We start from the raw sequence: 19580 nt of genomic DNA on the forward strand, positions 1-19580 counted from the left end.
TCGCCTACAATAACGCTCTTTCCATGACTGCCATCCGTACCGGAACCCCGTTGCTCATCTGCGTGAATATGGCCGATTGCTCACATTCAACGACCGAGTCGTCGATCTCAACGTTCCGGTTCACGGGGGCAGGGTGCATGATCAGCGTGTGTCGGGAAAGCTTAGCCGCCCGTTCTTCCGTTAATCCGTACTGTGCCCGATATTCCTCTGCCGATTTCAGCATGCCCGTCTCATGGCGTTCAAGCTGAACCCTCAGCATCATTACAACATCCGATTTTAATGCTTCATCCATACTTACGTATGGAGCGTCAAGCTCCGGTGCCTGCATGTTCGGCGGCGCGCAGAATTTGACTTCGGCGCCGAACTTTTGCAGCGCCCACAGATCCGACCTGGCCACCCGGCTGTGCGAGATGTCCCCGATGATCGAAACCGTCAGTCCCTGCAGCGTGCCGAACCTTCTTTTCATCGTGAACAGATCCAGCAGTCCCTGCGTCGGGTGTTCGTTGTTTCCGTCCCCTGCGTTGATCAACGGCACCGAAATTTTCCCGGCCAGCTCTTGAAGCACGCCTACCGGCTTCAGCCGGATGACCCCGGCGTCGATCCCCATCGATTCAAGCGTTTTGACGGTATCGTATATCGACTCGCCTTTCTCCACGCTCGATGCCGCAGCCGCGAAATTCAATACCTGCGCGCCAAGCCGCTTTTCGGCCATTTCGAAGGAAAACCGCGTTCTCGTGCTGCTTTCGAAAAACATGTTGGCCACAAACCGCGAGTTCAGGACCGGAATCAGCTTTTCCTCCCGAGCCGCCCAGTAGGCGGCCCGGTCGAGGATGGATTCGATTTCCCCGCGGCTGAGATCCTTCAGACCAAGCAGACTCCGTTCCTTCAGCTTCGTCATCGTCATCATGGTCATTTCTCCTCCCGGTTTTGAAAGATCGTTACCTCGTCCTTGCCGTCGGTTTCCGACAGCGCCACTTCGATCTGTTCCTGTTTCGAGGTCGGCACGTTTTTCCCGATATAATCCGGCCGAATCGGCAGTTCCCGGTGTCCCCGGTCCGCCAGCACCGCGAGCTGGATCATTTGCGGCCGGCCGCAATCCATCAGCGCGTCCATCGCGGCCCGGATCGTCCGGCCGGTATACAGCACGTCGTCGAATAAAATGACTTTTTTCTCTTGTATTTGGAGAGCGTTAAGCTCTTGATTCACGTCCTGGGAGGCTTGCGGATCGCCCTTCTTCTGATCGTCGCGGTACGCCGTTACGTCGATCGCTCCCCAAGGGACCGGCGTGCCCTCGATCTCCAGTATTTTGCCCGCAAGCCGTTTCGCCAGAAACTCGCCTCTCGTTTTGATGCCGATCAGAACGCAGTTTTCAATCCCCTTGTTCCGTTCCAGTATTTCGTGTGCAATCCGTGTCAGTGCGCGGCGGATCGCCGCCTCATCCATAATGACATGCACCTCGTTGCTCATGCCCCACACTCCTTTTTCGCTTAAGGGATATTGACTACATTATCGCCCGTGAACATGCAAAAAACTCCTTGCCGCTCATGGCAAGGAGTGAAAGTCGTTAGACATTTGGACACAGAGATTCCTTTCGTGGACCGCGCGAAAAACAGGCATGCGCATGCCACAAAAGTGAACCTCGGTTCACGTTACCTTGCCAGCCTCACGGGACTGAATTAAAGGTCTTATTCAGATGGATTGAACTGAAGCGATTTGCTTCAAGCTCGTTTCATTCAACTACAAGAATTATGACAGACGGCCCGCGTATTGTCAACAGGCTTTTGGTCTTCCAAGCCGCTGTTATATTATTCCGGGAGATTGCGGGATTGCTGCGGCTCAGGCCGGATCGCAGCCGCTGCCGGCTCCTCCGTTTTCGGCCGTTCTTGGGCTTTTCGCGGCGCAGGCTTCGAATCCCCGAATATTTCGTTCATTTCCCTTTTGACCTCGCGCAGCGCTTTTCCCGCGGAACGCCCCAGTCCCGGGAGTTTGCTGGGCCCGAACAGCAGCAGCGCCAACAGCGCCAGCAAAATGAATCCCGGCAGTCCGATATCGCTCAACATGTCGTATGAAACCTCCTTTATAGATCGATTAACGCTTTCATGGGTAGCGGTTCCTTTTCCGCCTTACACGGCTTGTCCGCTTATCAAACGGCCCCGTAATTCATCCGGTCCTTGTATTTGACGTCCAGCCGCTGCTGCTTCCGGTATACCATGCGGGACATCAGCACGCTGATCTCGTATAACGCGATGAACGGCAGCGAAACGGAGATATGCGAAAAAAACTCCGGCGGCGAAATCATGCACGCGATAAAAACAAGCACCATATAGGAAACCTTGCGGATCTTCGCAAGTTTCGCCGGCGTCAAAATGCGCAGCCGGGTCAAGAACATCGCGACCACCGGCAGTTCGAAAGCCAAAGAAACCGGCGCCACGATGTTCGTCAGGAAAGAAAAATATTGCGCGATGCCGTAGGTTTCGACCAGCCCCAGGTTTTTGGTCGTGTCCGTCGTAAATCGGAAGGCCATCGGAAACACGACGAAATAAGCGAACGCAAAGCCGACGACGATCAGCACAAACGCGGCCGGAATATATTTTAGCGCAGCCCTGCGCTCATCCTTCCGCAGCCCTTGTTTGACGAATCCCCATATTTGGAACAGCGTGAACGGAACCGCCACGATGAGCGACATCGCCGCGGACAAATACATGTAAATTTTGATGCCGTCCAACGGGCTGAACGCGTTCCAAGCGACAAGCGAAGCCGGCGGGCGGCTCTTCAGGAAATGCAGCACGTCCCCGGCAAAAAACATCGACGTAATCATGGACGCCGCAAAAACGGCAAGGATCCAAAACATCCTTTTCCTAATCTCGGATAAATGTTTTTCGTAAAGGGACCAATTCATTCGATTCAGCAGGTTCCACAGGTTCAGCAGGGTGATCAGCTCCAGTGATTTTTAAACGTTTCCTAGTTTCCACCTACCACTTTACCATTTTTGCGGGCAAAAATCACGACGGTCTTCGCATCGACTCGAGCCGCTCCAGCACGATCCGGACGGCGATCGCGTCATCGATGTACCCGAAAGGAAAGTTGAAGTCCGGTATAATGTCGGTCGACAAAACGAAATACAGCAGCGCGCTCCCGATAATGTGGCGTTCGGCGTCCGGCAATCCGCCCGACTCGTATGCGTCGTACAAATCCCTTAACTGGTCGATATAATACCCCCGGCTCCGAAGCTGGGCAAGCTTATTCAAAAAAGAGCCCTGAATCATTTCCCGCCCTTCATCCGTTTGTGCATAGGCCTCGTATTTCAGCAGTTCCTGGCGAATCCGCCCCGTCATGTTTTCCACACAAATACCGCTTCCTTGCATAGCGTCCCGAAGTTCGCTGATGTCATCCTTCATCTCCTTGGACTCCAAACCCGCGGCGGCTAACAACTCCTGGACCGGGATTTGCAAATGTTGCGCAAACAGATGGAGCTGCTCCAGCCTTGGCCGCTGCTTGCCGCTAACGATCCGTGAAATCGAAGCCGCATCCATGCCGATGATTCCGCCCAGCTTTCGCATCGACATCGACTTGGCGCGCAATGCGTTTTTGATTAACGCTCCCAGCCTGTTTTGCTCCTGCATGCCCTCGCGATCCGCCGCCATCGTTTCACCGCCTTTTTGTTTGCCGTTCACCGTTTGTTGCGTTTTCCTCAACGCTTCCTCAACATTATATGTTCCATACCGTCACTTTTTGTTGCCGGAATTAATAAGATACGATGAGGATTCGGCAATGCATGAACATCATTTCATCAAAGGGAGTGCTGGAGAATATGGTTGCGCCATGGCTTTCGTCGGTTTCCATCGCGCTTGCGTCCAACCTCGATAATGCCGGGGTCGGAGCCGCTTACGGGGTACGAAACATCAAAATCCCTTTTTACGCGAGCGTGGTCATTGCCTTTATGGGTTTTCTGCTGACGCTGATCGGGGGGTTGTTCGGGCAGGTGATCGCTTTGTGGATGCCCCCGCAAATCTGCAACATCATCGGCATGATCATGCTGGTGGCCATCGGCCTTTGGGTGATGCTGCAGCCGATGCTGGAGCAAAAAAAGCCCCGCCCAACGACGCCTTCGGGATCCATCCAGGAGATATTAAAAAATCCGGAAGCGGCCGATGTCGACCGGTCCAAAACCGTCGATTTCAAAGAATCGGTCATTCTCGGCATCGCGCTGTCGATCAATAATTTGGCCGGCGGATTCGACGCGGGGATCACAAGCATCAACATTTGGGAAACGTCGCTTTTTTCAGGCCTGTTCAGCTTGATCTGCATCGGCCTTTGCTCGATGGCGGGCCGCAAAATCGCCGGCGAACGCCTGGGCAAAAGCGCCAGCTGGATTGCGGGCATCCTATTGATTGCGATCGGAGTGCACCAGGTCATCTAATGCCGTCGTCACTTAAAAAGGCTGCCCTTAAGGGCAGCCTTTGGCGATTTATTTGAGAACGGAGAAAATGAACTTCTCCAGTGATCCTGTATCGGCAATGGACTGATTGCATGCATGGTTATCGATACAGACGTATTGGCCGATGGAAGAGTAGTTATCCGGCAAAGCGCTTTTGGTCTTGACGGTGAAGAAGGCCAGCTCCTGGTGCCGGTTGCAGAACATGCAATACCCCTTCTTGTTGGTCGGCGTGATTCTTCCTTCGATCCCGATGAACTTTCCTTCGTGCGGATACACGATGAACAATCGGTTCGTTGCGACGTCGACCCAGCCGAGATACGTCACAAACCGAAAATCGATGGCCTGCAGATCAGGCACTTTTAGCTTCTTGCTTTTAGGAAATAACTTCTGAATCTGCTTCTCCGTAATCGGCGGATAAGGCTCCACGTACGCTTCCAAATCGGTGAGATAATTTTGGAATTCGTATGCCGTCTCGAAGGTCGAAATTCGTTCCAGCATCCGGCGCTGATCTTCCGTTAAGGAAGGAAATGCTTCGGTAATCGTCAAAGCCGCCCGATACCTTACGGTCTCCAGGACTTTGCGGTCCGCGACGGTTCGCAGCGTTCTCAGAAGGAATTCGGTTTGTCTCTTAATTACGTTATACTGATGGTTTCTAATAAATGGTATACTCATAGCTCTTCAGCCCCTTATTATTATTAAAAAAATGTAATAAGGTGCAAAGCCCGTTATTAGAAACGATAAAATGAAGCTTGGGCGATTGAATCCATTCCATCGCACCTCACGCAAAGTATCGCCCCGAAATCAGGCTTTGCATGAGGACTTCCTAGCTAATGAGCAATTACGCATTGCCATCGATAAGACCTCCAATCATGAATCAATGGAAAAATTATAACAAAAAGTTACAGAAGCCGCAATTGTATGGTTTGGTCATCACCCCATAAAAAAACGGCCAGCCTGTTGGCTGACCGCTTTTTTTGCGCTTATAGCATATTTCAATTAGAATTCGAATTCGACATCGCTCAGGCGGCGTTTGATTTCGCCGATAACGCGTTTTTCGTCTTCCTCGCCGTTTGCGATGAACGTGACGGAGAAACGGACGAAATGTCCGGCATCATCCCATGGCACGCTGGAGATCAGCTTTTCGCGGATCAGATACTGCGAGAAATCCTCGCCGGATTCGAAACGGATGCCGCCCTTGATCCCTTTCGGCGCCTCCACGTACAGGAAGAAGGAACCTTTCGGTTTTTCCGCCTGGAATCCGAGCTCGTTCAGCGCGGCGACCAGCATGTCGTGCCGGCGGGAATATTTGGCCGCGATTTTTTCGGTAATTTCCGGATGGTACAAGCCGTATGCGGCCGCTTTTTGGATCGCGATGAATTGTCCCGAATCGTTGTTGTCCTTCACGTCGCCGAAAGCCTTGACGACAAGCGGGTTGCCGGCAATAAAGCCGATCCGCCAGCCGGTCATGTTGTAGGACTTGGACAAGGAGTGCAGCTCGACGCCGACGTCTTTCGCTCCCGGAACGGACAAAAAGCTGAGCGGCTTCAACCCGTCATAGGTCAGTGCGGCATACGGGGCGTCATGAACGATGACGACGTTATGCTTTTTCGCCCATTCCACCACTTCGGCGAAAAACTCCACGGTTGCGCTGGCGCCCGTCGGATTGTTCGGGTAGTTCAAATAAAACAGCTTGGCCCGCTTGGCGATGTCTTCAGGGATGGCATTCAAATCCGGAAGGAAGTTGTTTTCCTTCGTCAGTTCGACGTTATAGACTTCCCCGCCCAAATATTTGGTGTGCGTGCCCATCACCGGATATCCCGGAACCGTCATGATCGTCACGTCGCCCGGGTTGATGAAACACGAAGGCAGCATGGCCAGCGCCGGTTTGGAACCGATCGAATGCAGCACTTCGGTTTCGGGATCGATGCCTTCGACGCCAAACACTTCCTTCAGGTAATGGGCTGCCGCAACCTTGAATTCAGGGATGCCGTTGTCCGCATACCCGCGGTTTTCAGGCTTGGCCGCTTCTTCGGCAAGCTTGGCGACGATGCCGCTGTCCGCCATTTCATCGGGTTCGCCGACGCCAAGGTCGATCAGTTCGACGCCCGGAAAATCCTTTTTCGCCTGCGCTTTGGCGCGCTTGATCTTCTCGAATTTGTAAATCGCTGTATCTTTACCATAATTGGATCCGCCAATCCGATCCGCAAAATTGTGCTGAATATACGTATGTTGGTATTGTTCGATACTCATTTGTTTCTTCATCTCCCATTTAAGCTAAGTTCCAAAAAACCTACCCTAAATATGAAGGAATCCATGGCTGAATGCCATGGATTAATTATCGTATCATTTGTACTTTCATCGGCTGCGCAGACTGGCGAGCAGCTCTTCCATATCCTGCGGGATATCGGCCGTAAATTCCAAATATTCCCCGCTGGACGGATGGATGAAACCGAGCACTTTCGCATGGAGCGCCTGCCCGTCCATTTTGATGCCCTTGCTGCGCCCGTAGACCGGATCGCCGACAAGCGGATGACCGATGAATTTCATATGGACGCGAATCTGGTGGGTCCGGCCGGTTTCGAGCTGCAGCTCGAGCAGCGTGTAATCCCCGAACCGCTCCAGCACGGCAAAATGCGTAACCGCGTGTTTGCTGTTTCTTTCGGTGACCGTATACATTTTGCGGTCGAACGGATCGCGGCCGATCGGCGCATCGACGGTGCCTTGGTCATGGCTGACGTTGCCGTGCACAAGCGCAACATATTTGCGGGTCACGCTGTGATCCTTCAGTTGGGCGGCAAGCGAGGCATGCGCCTTATCGTTTTTGGCGGCCATCAGCAGGCCCGAGGTGTCTTTGTCGATCCGGTGCACGATCCCCGGCCGCAGTTCCCCGTTAATGCCCGACAGATCCTTGCAGTGATGCATCAGCGCGTTCACCAGGGTGCCGGATGCATGTCCGGGCGCCGGATGCACGACCATTCCCCTCGGTTTGTTCACCACGACGACGTCGCTGTCCTCGTAAGCGATATCGAGCGGAATATCCTCCGGCATGATTTCCACGACGGCGGGTTCGGGCACGGTCACTTCGAGGACATCCCCCTCGGCCAGCTTATAGTTGGCTTTGACCGGTTTGCCGTTCACTTTAACGTGCCCCGAAGCGATCCAAAGCTGCACCTGCGATCTGGATACGTCCTCTTCCCAAGATTCCGTGATGTATTTGTCGATCCGTTCCTTGGCATAGGCCTCATCGATCACCCATTCCCGGATATCGGCTTCACTCACACGATTTCATTCCCTTCCTTGCTGCCTTCTTCTTTGGTGGTTTGGTTCAAATCGAACAGCGAGTCCAAAATAATGAGCGCCACGCCTACAACGATGCAGGAATCGGCGATGTTGAAGATCGGAAACGTGTAGCTTCCGAAGTTGAACATCAAAAAGTCGACGACTTCCCCGTTCAGCGCCCGATCGAGGAAATTGCCGATCGCCCCGCCAAGCACGAGGCTGAGTGCCGCAGGCAGCAGCTTGCGGGCAGAGGTTTTTCTAACCTTTTGCATGTACCAGATAATGGCGATGACCACAACGACGGTAACGATGATGAAAAACCAGCGTTGGTTCGGGAGAATGCCGAAGGCGGCTCCCCGGTTGCGGCTGGAGGTAATCAGGAAAAAGTTTCCGATCACGGGAATTTCCTGACCGAGCTCAAGTTGTTTTGCAATGATCCATTTGGTCCCCTGGTCCACTAAAAACGCGACGATCGCGAGGATGTAATACCACACAGCTCCATGTCACTCCGTTCTTATCAATTGGGCCTTGCGGCCTTGACGGCTTCACGTCAACTAAGACCTGTATATTGTAGCACAGCATGCCAAACATCGTCCATTAACGTCCATCCCCGAGAAGATTTTCCTTCTGTAAAAGCTCAGCCTTTCGCGCATTCTACAAAAGAAGGAATTGTCTCAAGCGGCATACCGCCGCCGCAAAAGGAAAGGGGCCCGTGATGATGCAGCATCTTACTGCTTCGCAGCTAAAGCATCTGCGCTCCAAGCTGGAAGAGCAGTTGCAATCCTTGCAGCAAAAAGACCAGGAAAACGATTCATACGGCGTAGACGAGTCCATGCGGGACCAAACCGGCGAGCTGTCGCTGATCGATAACCATCCCGGGGACGTGGCTACCGATTTGTACAACCGGGAAGTGGACCTTTTGCTTCAAAACCATGACGACCACCTGATGGAGCTGATCCGCGACGCGCTTGAACGGATGGATCAGGGAACGTACGGCATCTGCCCGGTCTGCAACAAGCCGATCCCATACGAACGACTCGAGGCCGTTCCGATGACGGAATATTGCGTGGAGGATAACCCGAAACACCATGTTTCCGACTACCGGCCGGTGGAGGAATATTTCCTGATGCCGCCATTCGGCCGCACGAGCTTGGATGAACGCGATGACCAAAACGGCTTTGACGGAGAAGACGCCTGGCAGGCGGTCGAAAACTTCGGTACGTCCAATACGCCGGCCTATGCCGAGGATAACGACGTCCACAGTTATAATGATATGGAGATCGAAGCGTCCGAAGAGCTTGAAGGATGCGTCGAACCGATGGAAGCTTTCGTCGCCACCGACATGTACGGCAATTTGATCGATATCGTCCGGAACCACCAATACCGAAAATACATGGACTTGGGCGAAGGCATCGACATGTACCAGCTGGCGGAAGAAGAAGAGGACGAAGAGGATTTTCTCCTCTAGCTTTAAAAGGGTGACCCCACCCTCGGTTAATAGGTGTTCAGTTCCATCTGGCGCTGCACGATGCGGACGATATCGGCGATATAGTCCCCGATGATGGGCAAGTTCAGTGCGCCTAATACCTGCAGCACGTAAATGATGGTGGCAGCAAAAAAAGTGAACCCGATCGCGATCCCGACCCCGCGCGCCGTTCCCGAGAGCAGATTAAGCCAGATCAAACGCAAAGGCTTGTGAAGAAGCTGGGTGTAGTCGGCGATGCGCGACTTTTCCATCTCGCTTGCGATTTGGGCCGTGAGCTGGTAGATCCGGTTCAACTGCTCTTTTTCGGCCGCAGATCCGCCTGTATTCTCATCATTGACCATAGATGACTTCCCCTTCATAAAAGCTGTCGCGAAGAAAAACAAACGAGCCTGCAAGCCGCCGGAGCGATCCGGCGCCTTAAGGCTCGTTTATTCCTTTTGACTGCTATTATTTGCCTAAAGCCTGCCTCTCATTCAGCAAGGAAGCCTCTTTGGGGCTTTATTTTTTAAACAGGCCTCAATCAGCGATGCGAATGCCAAGCGTTTTGCCTGCCAATTCGACGGTTTCCATGCCGGCTTCTTGACCGAATACGACGTCTTTGACCAACACGTTTTCGCGAAGCACATGGTCGAAGGCTTGGATCGCCCCGGTCAGCTCTTCGTCCGCGTCCAAAACGAGCGTGACGCGTTTTTCGATCGGCAGATCCAGCTTTTTGCGGTAATCCTGCACGGCGCGGACCACTTCCCGGACCCAGCCCTCCTGCTCGAGCTCAGGCGTGATCTCGGTGTTCAAGGCAACCGTGATGCCGTAACCGGAGGCCGATGCGAACCCGCTCTTGGCATGTTTTTCGACGAGCAATTCGTCGGCGGTGATCTGAAGCTCTTCGCCTTCCGGAGAGGTCACGTGGATGCCCCCGGATTGCACGGCCGCTCTCGTTTCCTCCGGAGACAAGCCTTTCAGGAAGCCTTGAAGGAAGCCGATGTTTTTGCCGTATTTTTTGCCGGCGACTTTCAAATTCATTTTGAGCGTAAAATCGACGAACCCGCTGTCGCTCGTTTCAAGCACGAGATTTTTGACGTTGATTTCTTCCTTGATGATCTCCTGGTAGCCGGCCGCGTCAAACGAACGGTCCATGGATACGATCAGCTCGGACAATGGCTGACGCGTTTTGATGCCGGTTTCGTTGCGCACGTTGCGGGCAAGCTCGACGATTTGCCGCGCCGCTTCCATGTCCGCTTCAAGCGTTTTGTCGATCAGCGATTCGTCGGCCTGCGGGAAGTCCGCCAGATGCACGCTTTCGCCTCCGCCAAGGTTGGTGTAAATGTCCTCGGAGAGGAACGGCGTATACGGCGCCATCAATTTCGAAAGCGTCAGCAGCACATGCGTCAACGTGCCGTATGCGGCAAGTTTGTCTTCGGTCAGGCCGCTGCCCCAGAAACGGTCGCGGGAACGGCGGATGTACCAGTTGCTGAGCTCGTCGATGAACCCTTCGATGCCTTTTGCCGAATTCAGGAAGTCGTTAACCGCAAGTCCTTTGTCGACCAATTGGATCAGGCTGTTCAAGCGGGACAGGATCCAGCGGTCGAGCTTGTTGTCGGATGGCTTGAAAGGATGCTCGGCCGGATCGTAGCCGTCGATGTTTGCGTACAACGTCAGGAACGAATGAGTGTTCACGAGCGTATCCACGACTTTGGACTTGGCTTCCGCGACAATGCCTTTGGAGAACCGTTTGCTGTTCCATGGCGCGCTGTCGGCCAGCAATGCCCAGCGGAACGCGTCCGTGCCGAATTCGTTGATGATATCCCAAGGATCGATGACGTTGCCTTTGGATTTGGACATCTTTTGTCCGTTTTCATCCAGGATGTGGCCCGTCGCGATAACCGCTTTGTAAGGCGCCACGCCTTTAAAGAGGGTGGATACCGCCAGCAAGCTGTAGAACCAGCCGCGGGTTTGGTCGATCCCTTCGCAGATCATGTCGGCCGGGAACTGCTCTTCGAAGGTGCTCTCGTTTTCGAACGGATAATGATGCTGCGCAAACGGCATCGAACCGCTGTCGAACCATACGTCGATGACCTCGGAGGTGCGTTCCATCACGCCGCCGTCGCAGTGCGGACATTTGACTTTCACTTCGTCCACGTAAGGTTTGTGCAGCTCAAAGTCGTCGGGCAGCGCCGTGGTCGCATGCTCTCTCAAGTCCGCAAAGCTGTGCGGGGCGTATTCTTTTTTACAGGACCCGCATACCCATACGTTCAGCGGCGTACCCCAGTAACGGTTCCGGCTGATGTTCCAATCCACCAGGTCCTCGAGGAATTTGCCGAAACGTCCTTCGCGGATATGGCCCGGGAACCATTCGACGCCGTTGTTGTTGGCGATCAGCTGATCTTTGACGGCCGTCGTTTCGATGAACCAGCTTTCCATCGCGTAATACAGCAGCGGGGATTTGCAGCGCCAGCAGAACGGATAGCTGTGCTCGTATTTTTCCTTGCTGAACAGCAATCCTTTTTCGGAAAGCATTTTTACGATGTCCAAATCGCAATCCTTCACGAAACGTCCGGCCAGATCCGTAACCTCATCGGTGTAACGGCCTTGGGCATTGACGACGCTGACGAAGCTGATGCCGTTTTCGCGGCAGGTTCTGTAGTCGTCTTCACCGTGCGCAGGCGCCATATGGACGATACCGGTACCGCTTGCGTCCGTGACGAACGAAGCGCCGACGATCAGGTTGCCCTTTTCCGGATTAATGTACGTAAACGGCGGCGTGTAGGTTTTTCCGATAAACTCGGAACCTTTGTGCGTGGACAGCACCTGATAATCTTCTTTCATCACGTCTTCGACCAGATTTTTGGCCACGATGTACACTTCGCCGTTTTTTTGCACGCGCGCATAATCCATATCCGGATTCATCGCGAGTGCAACGTGAGCCGGCAGCGTCCAAGGGGTGGTCGTCCAGGCAAGCACGTATTCGCCACTGTCGTGCAGCTTGAATTTGGCCGTGGCGCTCAAGTCTTTGACGTCTTCGTAGCCTTGGGCCACTTCGTGGGAGCTGAGCGTCGTTTGGCAGCACGGGCAATACGGGCTTACGCGGTGACCGCGGTACAGCAGGCCTTTATCATGGATGGTCGCGAGGATGTTCCACACGCTTTCGATGTAGTTGTTTTCAAGCGTGATGTACGGATGATCCAGGTCGGTCCAATAGCCGATGGCCTCGGTCAGCTCTCTCCATTGTTTTTCATATTCGAATACGCTGGCTTTACATTTTTTAATGAATTCTTCCACGCCGTATTTTTCGATCTCTTGTTTGCCGGAGATGCCCAGCTGTTTTTCCACGCCGAGTTCGACCGGCAGGCCGTGGGTATCCCAGCCCGCTTTGCGGACGACGCGGTAGCCTTTCATCGTTTGGTAGCGGCCGATAAAGTCTTTGATGACGCGGCCGAGAACGTGCCCGATGTGCGGAGCGCCGTTCGCCGTCGGCGGACCTTCGTAAAACACGTAGTTCGGTCTGCCTTTGCGGTTTTCCATCGATCTGCGGAAGGTGTCTTCCTCGTTCCATTTCTTCAGCACGCGCAGGTCGCGTGTGCGCGCTTTTTCTTTGACATCGACTTTTAACATCATATTCATCCTTTCATGTAATTCCTTCGAAGGAAATTCCCATCCCTTAAATCCCCCTTTATAAAGGGGTACCCCGAGGGCTCCCGAAATGGGGTTTTCCCATCCCCCTAAATCCCCCTTCATAAGGGGACGCTTTCGAAGCGAGTTTTCCTTCGGAAAACTTTTAGGGGACCCCAAGGGCTTCCGCCCTCTGGACTCCCGAAATGGGTCGAGGGAGTCACAGAGTATGGACTTTGATTCTTTTTATGTGATACCCGCTTTTCGCCCCGTTCTTTGCTTTCGCAAAGACGGGGCACGCTTAACGGATGCGCGCTCTAGTTTCACAAACAAAAAGTTACTCTTTCCACCACACCCATGCACGCATGGAAGGTTCCCGAAAGCGAACCGCAAGGGAGCTGAGGAAGAACCGGGCACACCTCTAAAAGCCCCTGTAGCGCGCCGCACCCATCGCACGCATGGAAGGTTCCCGAAAGCGAACCGCAAGGGAGCTGAGGAAGAACCGGGCACACCTCTAAAAGCCCCTGTAGTGCGCCGCACCGATCGCACGCATGGAAGGTTCCCGAAAGCGAACCGCAAGGGAGCTGAGGAAGAACCGGGCACACCTCCAAACGCCCCTGTAGTGCGCCGCACCCATCGCTCGCATGGAAGGTTCCCGATGACGATCCGAAGGGAGTCGAGGAAGAACCGGGCACACCTCTAAAAGCCCCTGTAGTGCGCCACACCCATCGCACGTATGAAAGGTTCCCGATAGCGAACCGCAAGGGAGCTGAGGAAGAACCGGGCACACCACCAAAAGCAGCTTTAGTGCGCCACACCCATCGCACGTATGAAAGGTTCCCGATAGCGAACCGCAAGGGAGCTGAGGAAGAACCGGGCATACCTCCAAAAGCAGCTTTAGTGCGCCACACCCATCGCACGTATGAAAGGTTCCCGATAGCGAACCGCAAGGGAGCTGAGGAAGAACCGGGCATACCACCAAAAGCAGCTTTAGTGCGCCACTCCCCCTCCCTGCGCCGAACTTTCGGGTGTCCAGAGGGCAGCGCCCTCTGGGGTCCCCCTTTGGAAAGGGGGATTTAGGGGGATTCGATAAAACAAACACAAATAAAGCCTCATCCCTAAAAGGGACGAGGCTTCTGCTCGCGTGACCACCCTAATTCCGCTCATGGAGAAACAAGCTCTCCTGAACGACTCCTCAAGTCCTCGCCTTACCGGATATTATCAACCCAAATCCGCCGTCAGCAAGGAGCCGATATAACGTTCGGCATGCCGGCTCGGCTTACGCACGTTAACGCTAACGCTTCAGCTTCGCTTCTCCGGGAGGATCTTCGGCTTCGGTCTGAACGCCGGCTCTCAGCAAACGCCGGCTCTCTGGAGAACATATCCAAAGCTTACTTATCCCATCATGGAATCCATATGCATTCAAATGCTGCCGCCACTTCGCGCGACAACCGATATGACTATAGTTATAGCCCTTTTTGAATCAAAAGTCAACCAAGCAGAAGCCTAGTACACTTCGTTAGCTTCTCGCGTACTCCGGGATTCGCCGGACGATTCCAAGGCATCCCAGCTTTCCTGGCTCAAAAGCTCCAGCTGCGCTTCCACCAGCGTCCGGAAACGGGTGCGGTAAATGGAAGCCTGCTTTTTTAATTCTTCCACTTCCATCGCGATTTTACGCGACTTGGCCAGCGACTCGTTGATGATCCGGTCCGCGTTTTTCTCGGACTCTTTAATGATCAGCTGGGCTTCTTTCTTGGCGTTGTTTTTGACCTCGTCGGCCGCTTCCTGCGCCACGATGATCGTTTTCGAAAGCGTCTCTTCGATATTGAGGAAATGGTCCAACCGTTCCTGCAACGACATCAGCTGATTATGAAGTTCCTTGTTTTCACGGATGACGCTCTCATAATCCTTGATGACCTGATCGAGGAATTCATTCACTTCATCCTCGTCATAGCCCCGGAGCCTGCGGGAAAACTCCTTGTTATGTATATCGAGCGGCGTTAATGGCATAGATGTGCACCTCCTAAGAATGTCCAGGTCTCCCTGTGTTATCAAACGGATCTGGATACAGCCCACTTGGAATGTATCGGCCGAAGTAAATGATTTGATTAGCATTCGCTTGAATTACATTTCGACAGGAATAACCTATTTCCTGCTGCGAGTCTACACAAATTTACCTATTTTAACCCGGTAGCGTCCTTTTTTGGTTACGTCCCCCGCCTCAAGCACCTTGAAACGTCCGAACCCCTGCATCGATACGACGTCTCCGGCTTTCAGGGGTGCCGACGGGTCCTCGACGGTTTTCCAGTTCACGCGGCACCGTCCGGCCCGAATCGGGATCAGCACTTTGCTCCGGCTGAGCCTGTACACGTCGGAGGCGATCCCGTCAAGGCGCAGCGACGCAACCGTAATATCCATCGGCTCCAGCGTCACCTTGTTCGTGCGAAGCTGCTCGATCGGCAAAATTTCGCTCTGAACGTGCACGCGGTGCACCTGGTTCAGGTTCATGTCCAGAAAAGCGCTGATTTCTTCGCAAACCACCGTGTGACAGCCGTGCTCCAGCACATGGATGTCGCCGATTTTGGAACGTTTGATGCCAAGGCCCAAAATCGAACCCATATAATCGCCGTGCTCCAGCGACAGAAACTTCTGATCCGCGGAATCGATGCTAAGCACCTTTAATTTCATGTCCTCCGCGTCCAAATCGCGGTAGTCCGGGGCGATCAGCGCCCGTTTCCGTTCCGCCTCCCCGTACCCTCCGTCAAACCGCACATGCACGTCCGGATGGCGATTCACCAGCGATTCCACGATAAATGCCTGTCTTGGATCCAGAAAATCCGTCAGCCTCGTCTCATGGTATTGGCCCGCGTTCACAACCCACTCCCAGGCCCGGTCCACAAACTCGCGTTCGTCGGGATGAAAATGCTCGTAAATGTCCAGCTTCATGACTCACTCACGCCCAAAAATACAGCAGTATCGCGATGACGCCCCGCTCGGCGAATTGCAGCACCAGCAGCGCAATGATCGGCGAAATGTCGAGCATGCCCGCGATCGGAGGAATAAAACGGCGAAACGGCGACAAGTACGGCTCCACCAGCTTGCCCAGAAGCTCGCCGATAAAGCTTTCGCGCAGGTTCGGGAGCCAAGACATCAGCACGTACACGATAATCATGTAAAAATAAATTTGAAACAGATATTGCACGATCGTAATTATTTCGGCCAAAATCGGCTCACCTCATTCTGTTGTAATCATGTTCATCCGCAAGTATTTCGGAAATGGTGCCAGAGATTTCGACCGTATCCGGGGTACATAAAAAGATATTCCCCCCGACCTTGGAAATACTGCCGCTCAAGGCATAAACCGTTCCGCTGAGAAAATCGATGATCCGGAGCGCCTGGTCGGTGCGGACGCGCTGCAGGTTGACGACCACGGTCCGATGGGACCGCAAATGATCGGCGATTTCCTGGGCTTCGTCATAGGAACGCGGTTCGTGGAGGATGACCTTGACGTTTTTTTGCGAATGAATACTAACCACATTGTTTCCCCTTGGGTTTCTACGTGTTTCCACCGGCGGAGTTTCAACTTCTTCTTCAACGGGGAGCTGTTCCCGCTCCACGATTTCCTCCTGCTCCTGCAACCCCAAAAAAGACATGAATTTATTCATAACGCTCATCCTTCCCCCTCCTCTTTCCCTACTAAAATGCTGCCTAAGCGGATCCAAGTCGCTCCTTCCTCGATCGCCACTTCAAAATCGTTAGACATGCCCATGGAAAGTTCCGTTAACGGTTCCCGCGTAATGCCCTTGCGGTTTAATTCATCCCTTAACTCGCGCAGCCCCCTGAAAACGAAACGGGTTGCTTCCGCATCGTCTTCAAAAGGAGCCATCGTCATCAATCCGATCACTTTAATATGGGAAAAGCTTTGAATGTCCTGCAAAAACGATGCCACTTCCCCGGGAGCCAAGCCGTATTTGCTGTCTTCCCCGGAAACATTGACCTGCAAAAAAGTTTTGACTGTAAGCCCTCGCGCGGCGGCCTGCTTCTCGAGTTCCTTCGCAAGCGACAGCCTGTCCAGCGAATGGATGTACTCGAACCTCCCGATCACGTCCTTCACTTTATTGGTCTGCAGGTGACCGATAAAATGCCATGTTCCCCGGTGGCCGAGCGCCTCCCATTTATCCTGGGCGTTTTGCCACCGATTTTCTCCGATGTGCTCCAGCCCGCCGTCCAGCACCTTCGCCGTCATCGCTGCCGAAACGTACTTCGTTACCGCAACGGTTTTTACTTCCTGGGGCGCTCTGCCGCTACGCAGACACGCTTGTTCAATGCGTTTATTGACTTCCTGTATCCGCTCTTCCAACGTCATGGAAGGCTCACCTCTCTTTTAGCCCGATCCAACTCGCCATTCGTCCTGTCGTTCCCCCATCCTTCCGGTATGAGAAAAACAGATCGTTACGACAGCTCGTACACCATGATGTACATTCGATATGTGTCGGCAATATTCCTGCTTTAATCATAATGTGTCGATTCAATTCTTTCAAGTTGAGCATGTATTTGCCGTCTTCTTTGGCTATGTAACAATCCGAAACGGAATATTCGTCATTACCCAGGAAATCTTTTTCTAAATCATGGACATAAGACATAACTTTTCCATCTACCTCATAGCAGCAGGTTCCGATGGACGGGCCGATCGCAGCCCTGATATCTTCCGTCCGGCTTCCAAAATATTCCTGCATGCGCTCAACCATGTTGGCCGCGATTTTGGCTACCGTTCCTTTCCAGCCGGCATGCGCCAACCCGGCAACTTCTTTTACCGGATCATAAAAAAACAAAGGCACGCAATCGGCATAAAAGGACGTCAGCAGCACGCCCGGTACGTTGGTCAACAGCCCATCCGTATCCTGAACGGCGGATTCCCGGGTCAGGCTTCCCGCCCCCGCCAAACGTTCGTCAATGATCGCGATATCGGCTCGGTGGACCTGTTCCCCGCATGTCCATGCATCGAGCGTGAATCCGAGCCGGCCTGCAATAAGCTTGCGGTTGGAGATGACGTCCTCGGGACGGTCGCCGACGTGAAAAGCGCAATTCAACGAATCGTAAGGCGCTTGGCCGACGCCTCCGTTCCGTCCGGTAAACCCGGCACTGATACCGTCATAGCGGCTCATCCAGGGCTCCAACATAAAAAGCGCCGGATGCCCTTGCTCCTCTTTCAACACAAACGGTTCCATTCCTCTTCACCTCAACTTCCAGTGTACCACATCAGCCCTCACAAATCCCTGTAATTTCGGCGGTCCCGTTCCTGCCGTTCCCCGTACGACGAAGCATCTTTTTCGTTTGGCAGCGTTTTGAGTTCCTCCATTTTGACCAGAACGACGTCCGACCCGATTTTGACGATGTTTTGCCATGGAATCACGAGGTCCGCCCCTCCGCCGAACAGCCCCAAGAATTTATTGTAGCTAGGCACGACGATCGCCTCGATTCGGCCCTGGCGGAGATCCAGCTCCAGATCGCTGATTTGTCCGAGCCGTTTGCCGTCTACGATATTGATGACGTCTTTGGTTTGAAAATCGGATATTTTCATGTGAATCCCCACCGATTGTTTTTCTGGAATCAACGTCCGCAGCCCCTTTTCCTCCTAAGTTTCCGTGCCTGAATATCCGCTACCTCATCTTGATATATGTATATGTTCCCTTTGGGCAAAATGCCCTTCTTTTTGAAAATTGCCCGGCCATGCCGATGCTCCGATCAGATACAACCGGCACGCCTTCCGCCCAAAGATTTTAGAAGGCCGCGCACGCATGAAAACGCGACATTCCACATAGTCTGTTGGAGAGCCGACGCTGATGGACGATCCATCTAAAAAAGCGACCCGGAACGGATCGCTTTTAGGTTTATAGGCTTGGCAAAGAGAACGCAACGAAACGCTTCAAGCCAATCCTCAATATTCAATTTTTAAGGTTACGATTTCACATGCTTCTGCATTTGCTGGATGGCCGATTTTTCCAAACGGGACACCTGAGCTTGGGAAATGCCGATTTCGTCGGCGACCTCCATTTGGGTTTTGCCTTCGAAAAAGCGCATGGAAAGAATCATTTTTTCCCGCTGGCCTAGTCTTTGCATCGCTTCGCGCAGGGCAATTTCTTCAATCCACTGCACATCCTTGTTTTTGTCGTCGCTGATTTGATCCATCACATAGATGGGATCGCCGCCGTCATGGTAAATCGGTTCGAACAGCGACACGGGATCCTGGATCGCGTCCAGGGCAAAAACGACATCCTCTTTGGGCACGTTGAGCACTTCGGAAATTTCGAAAATCGTCGGTTCCCGGGAATTTTGGTTGGTCAGGGAATCGCGCACCTGCAGCGCCTTGTAGGCGATGTCGCGCAGCGATCTCGAGACCCGGATCGGATTGTTGTCCCTCAGGTACCTGCGGATTTCGCCGATGATCATCGGAACCGCATAGGTCGAAAATTTCACGTTTTGCGACAAGTCAAAATTATCAATAGCCTTCATCAGTCCGATACAGCCTACCTGAAACAAATCGTCGACAAATTCCCCCCGATTGTTGAAGCGCTGAATGACGCTGAGCACCAATCTCAGATTGCCATTCACGAGCTTTTCTCTGGCTGACCGTTCGTTGTGTTGCTGCAAGGAGTGGAACAATTCCCGCATTTCCACGTTGGTGAGGACCGGCAATTTAGCGGTATCCACACCACAAATTTCGACTTTGTTTCGGGTCATGATGATTTACCTCCCAAGGAGAAACATTAA

At 53.2% G+C, this 19580-nt stretch carries 21 protein-coding genes and 1 other annotated feature; of the genes, 2 read left to right on the forward strand and 19 right to left on the reverse strand.

Annotated features, from left to right (window positions below):
* Positions 1-4: 4 nt before the first annotated feature.
* From NYE48_RS18770 to NYE48_RS18790, 5 genes are all read right to left on the reverse strand, one after another.
* A complete protein-coding gene (locus NYE48_RS18770) occupies positions 5-907 on the reverse strand; it encodes an aspartate carbamoyltransferase catalytic subunit (RefSeq protein ID WP_340999682.1) in 903 nt (300 codons plus the stop codon).
* Positions 908-909: 2 nt separating this feature from the next.
* Complete coding sequence (gene pyrR / locus NYE48_RS18775; protein ID WP_340999683.1) at positions 910-1467, reverse strand: bifunctional pyr operon transcriptional regulator/uracil phosphoribosyltransferase PyrR; 558 nt, start codon at positions 1465-1467, stop codon at positions 910-912.
* A gap of 338 nt (positions 1468-1805) precedes the next feature.
* The gene (locus tag NYE48_RS18780; protein WP_212947116.1) at positions 1806-2060 is read right to left on the reverse strand and encodes a twin-arginine translocase TatA/TatE family subunit; all 255 of its coding nucleotides are present in this window, start codon (positions 2058-2060) and stop codon (positions 1806-1808) included.
* A gap of 83 nt (positions 2061-2143) precedes the next feature.
* Positions 2144-2899 carry a twin-arginine translocase subunit TatC gene (gene tatC / locus NYE48_RS18785; protein ID WP_036707579.1) on the reverse strand — a complete coding sequence of 252 codons (756 nt, stop codon included), beginning with the start codon at positions 2897-2899 and terminating at the stop codon, positions 2144-2146.
* 103 nt (positions 2900-3002) lie between these two features.
* Positions 3003-3695 (reverse strand): DUF1232 domain-containing protein, encoded by a 693-nt coding sequence (locus NYE48_RS18790; protein ID WP_340999684.1) that lies wholly within the window; start codon positions 3693-3695, stop codon positions 3003-3005.
* An 80-nt stretch (positions 3696-3775) separates the two neighbouring features.
* Between NYE48_RS18790 and ytaF the strand changes: the two genes are divergently transcribed.
* On the forward strand, positions 3776-4420 hold the full coding sequence (gene ytaF / locus NYE48_RS18795; RefSeq protein WP_331480098.1) for a sporulation membrane protein YtaF: 645 nt from the start codon (positions 3776-3778) through the stop codon (positions 4418-4420).
* Positions 4421-4468: 48 nt separating this feature from the next.
* Here ytaF and NYE48_RS18800 read toward each other — a convergent pair whose 3' ends face one another.
* From NYE48_RS18800 to lspA, 4 genes are all read right to left on the reverse strand, one after another.
* Entirely contained in the window at positions 4469-5110 is a 642-nt protein-coding gene (locus NYE48_RS18800) for a FusB/FusC family EF-G-binding protein (RefSeq protein ID WP_036707576.1), read from the reverse strand.
* A gap of 324 nt (positions 5111-5434) precedes the next feature.
* Positions 5435-6688 (reverse strand): LL-diaminopimelate aminotransferase, encoded by a 1254-nt coding sequence (locus NYE48_RS18805; protein WP_036707574.1) that lies wholly within the window; start codon positions 6686-6688, stop codon positions 5435-5437.
* A gap of 105 nt (positions 6689-6793) precedes the next feature.
* Positions 6794-7717, reverse strand: a complete 924-nt coding sequence (locus tag NYE48_RS18810; RefSeq protein ID WP_340999685.1) for an RluA family pseudouridine synthase — start codon at positions 7715-7717, stop codon at positions 6794-6796.
* Entirely contained in the window at positions 7714-8211 is a 498-nt protein-coding gene (gene lspA / locus NYE48_RS18815) for a signal peptidase II (protein WP_340999686.1), read from the reverse strand. The genes NYE48_RS18810 and lspA overlap by 4 nt, the downstream gene beginning before the upstream one ends.
* 224 nt (positions 8212-8435) lie before the next feature.
* Between lspA and NYE48_RS18820 the strand changes: the two genes are divergently transcribed.
* Positions 8436-9185: a TraR/DksA C4-type zinc finger protein gene (locus tag NYE48_RS18820; RefSeq protein ID WP_340999687.1), complete on the forward strand. Its 750-nt coding sequence runs from the start codon at positions 8436-8438 to the stop codon at positions 9183-9185.
* 26 nt (positions 9186-9211) lie between these two features.
* Here NYE48_RS18820 and NYE48_RS18825 read toward each other — a convergent pair whose 3' ends face one another.
* The 10 genes from NYE48_RS18825 to sigG form a co-directional block, all read right to left on the reverse strand.
* Positions 9212-9544 (reverse strand): DUF5665 domain-containing protein, encoded by a 333-nt coding sequence (locus NYE48_RS18825; protein WP_373316191.1) that lies wholly within the window; start codon positions 9542-9544, stop codon positions 9212-9214.
* A 175-nt stretch (positions 9545-9719) separates the two neighbouring features.
* A complete protein-coding gene (ileS, locus tag NYE48_RS18830) occupies positions 9720-12812 on the reverse strand; it encodes an isoleucine--tRNA ligase (protein WP_340999688.1) in 3093 nt (1030 codons plus the stop codon).
* A gap of 1117 nt (positions 12813-13929) precedes the next feature.
* Positions 13930-14225: a binding site (T-box leader), on the reverse strand.
* A gap of 90 nt (positions 14226-14315) precedes the next feature.
* Positions 14316-14819, reverse strand: coding sequence for a DivIVA domain-containing protein (locus NYE48_RS18835; protein WP_212947123.1), 504 nt, complete (start codon positions 14817-14819; stop codon positions 14316-14318).
* 153 nt (positions 14820-14972) lie between these two features.
* Positions 14973-15755 (reverse strand): YlmH family RNA-binding protein, encoded by a 783-nt coding sequence (locus NYE48_RS18840; protein WP_340999689.1) that lies wholly within the window; start codon positions 15753-15755, stop codon positions 14973-14975.
* 7 nt (positions 15756-15762) lie between these two features.
* Positions 15763-16035, reverse strand: coding sequence for a YggT family protein (locus NYE48_RS18845; RefSeq protein WP_036713492.1), 273 nt, complete (start codon positions 16033-16035; stop codon positions 15763-15765).
* Positions 16036-16039: 4 nt separating this feature from the next.
* Positions 16040-16483 (reverse strand): cell division protein SepF, encoded by a 444-nt coding sequence (locus tag NYE48_RS18850; RefSeq protein WP_036713493.1) that lies wholly within the window; start codon positions 16481-16483, stop codon positions 16040-16042.
* A complete protein-coding gene (locus NYE48_RS18855) occupies positions 16480-17175 on the reverse strand; it encodes a YggS family pyridoxal phosphate-dependent enzyme (RefSeq protein WP_340999690.1) in 696 nt (231 codons plus the stop codon). Before NYE48_RS18855 ends, NYE48_RS18850 begins: the two co-directional genes overlap by 4 nt.
* A gap of 7 nt (positions 17176-17182) precedes the next feature.
* Complete coding sequence (gene pgeF, locus NYE48_RS18860; protein ID WP_445324021.1) at positions 17183-18037, reverse strand: peptidoglycan editing factor PgeF; 855 nt, start codon at positions 18035-18037, stop codon at positions 17183-17185.
* A 38-nt stretch (positions 18038-18075) separates the two neighbouring features.
* Complete coding sequence (locus NYE48_RS18865) at positions 18076-18390, reverse strand: YlmC/YmxH family sporulation protein (protein ID WP_036713528.1); 315 nt, start codon at positions 18388-18390, stop codon at positions 18076-18078.
* Positions 18391-18767: 377 nt separating this feature from the next.
* Entirely contained in the window at positions 18768-19550 is a 783-nt protein-coding gene (gene sigG / locus NYE48_RS18870) for an RNA polymerase sporulation sigma factor SigG (protein ID WP_160044661.1), read from the reverse strand.
* Positions 19551-19580 lie beyond the last annotated feature (30 nt).

This window comes from Paenibacillus sp. FSL M7-1455 (genome assembly GCF_038004655.1).
Taxonomy (GTDB): Bacteria; Bacillota; Bacilli; order Paenibacillales; family Paenibacillaceae; genus Paenibacillus_AQ; species Paenibacillus_AQ cookii.

Bases quoted from the DNA above. Each gene is read 5' to 3' on its own strand.
- NYE48_RS18770 (WP_340999682.1), bottom strand. From the start codon at position 907: ATGATGACGATGACGAAGCTGAAGGAACGGAGTCTGCTTGGTCTGAAG.
- pyrR (WP_340999683.1), bottom strand. From the start codon at position 1,467: ATGAGCAACGAGGTGCATGTCATTATGGATGAGGCGGCGATCCGCCGC.
- NYE48_RS18780 (WP_212947116.1), bottom strand. From the start codon at position 2,060: ATGTTGAGCGATATCGGACTGCCGGGATTCATTTTGCTGGCGCTGTTG.
- tatC (WP_036707579.1), bottom strand. From the start codon at position 2,899: ATGAATTGGTCCCTTTACGAAAAACATTTATCCGAGATTAGGAAAAGG.
- ytaF (WP_331480098.1), top strand. From the start codon at position 3,776: ATGAACATCATTTCATCAAAGGGAGTGCTGGAGAATATGGTTGCGCCA.
- NYE48_RS18800 (WP_036707576.1), bottom strand. From the start codon at position 5,110: ATGAGTATACCATTTATTAGAAACCATCAGTATAACGTAATTAAGAGA.
- NYE48_RS18805 (WP_036707574.1), bottom strand. From the start codon at position 6,688: ATGAGTATCGAACAATACCAACATACGTATATTCAGCACAATTTTGCG.
- NYE48_RS18820 (WP_340999687.1), top strand. From the start codon at position 8,436: ATGCAGCATCTTACTGCTTCGCAGCTAAAGCATCTGCGCTCCAAGCTG.
- NYE48_RS18825 (WP_373316191.1), bottom strand. From the start codon at position 9,544: ATGGTCAATGATGAGAATACAGGCGGATCTGCGGCCGAAAAAGAGCAG.
- ileS (WP_340999688.1), bottom strand. From the start codon at position 12,812: ATGTTAAAAGTCGATGTCAAAGAAAAAGCGCGCACACGCGACCTGCGC.
- NYE48_RS18835 (WP_212947123.1), bottom strand. From the start codon at position 14,819: ATGCCATTAACGCCGCTCGATATACATAACAAGGAGTTTTCCCGCAGG.
- NYE48_RS18840 (WP_340999689.1), bottom strand. From the start codon at position 15,755: ATGAAGCTGGACATTTACGAGCATTTTCATCCCGACGAACGCGAGTTT.
- NYE48_RS18850 (WP_036713493.1), bottom strand. From the start codon at position 16,483: ATGAGCGTTATGAATAAATTCATGTCTTTTTTGGGGTTGCAGGAGCAG.
- NYE48_RS18855 (WP_340999690.1), bottom strand. From the start codon at position 17,175: ATGACGTTGGAAGAGCGGATACAGGAAGTCAATAAACGCATTGAACAA.
- pgeF (WP_445324021.1), bottom strand. From the start codon at position 18,037: ATGGAACCGTTTGTGTTGAAAGAGGAGCAAGGGCATCCGGCGCTTTTT.
- NYE48_RS18865 (WP_036713528.1), bottom strand. From the start codon at position 18,390: ATGAAAATATCCGATTTTCAAACCAAAGACGTCATCAATATCGTAGAC.
- sigG (WP_160044661.1), bottom strand. From the start codon at position 19,550: ATGACCCGAAACAAAGTCGAAATTTGTGGTGTGGATACCGCTAAATTG.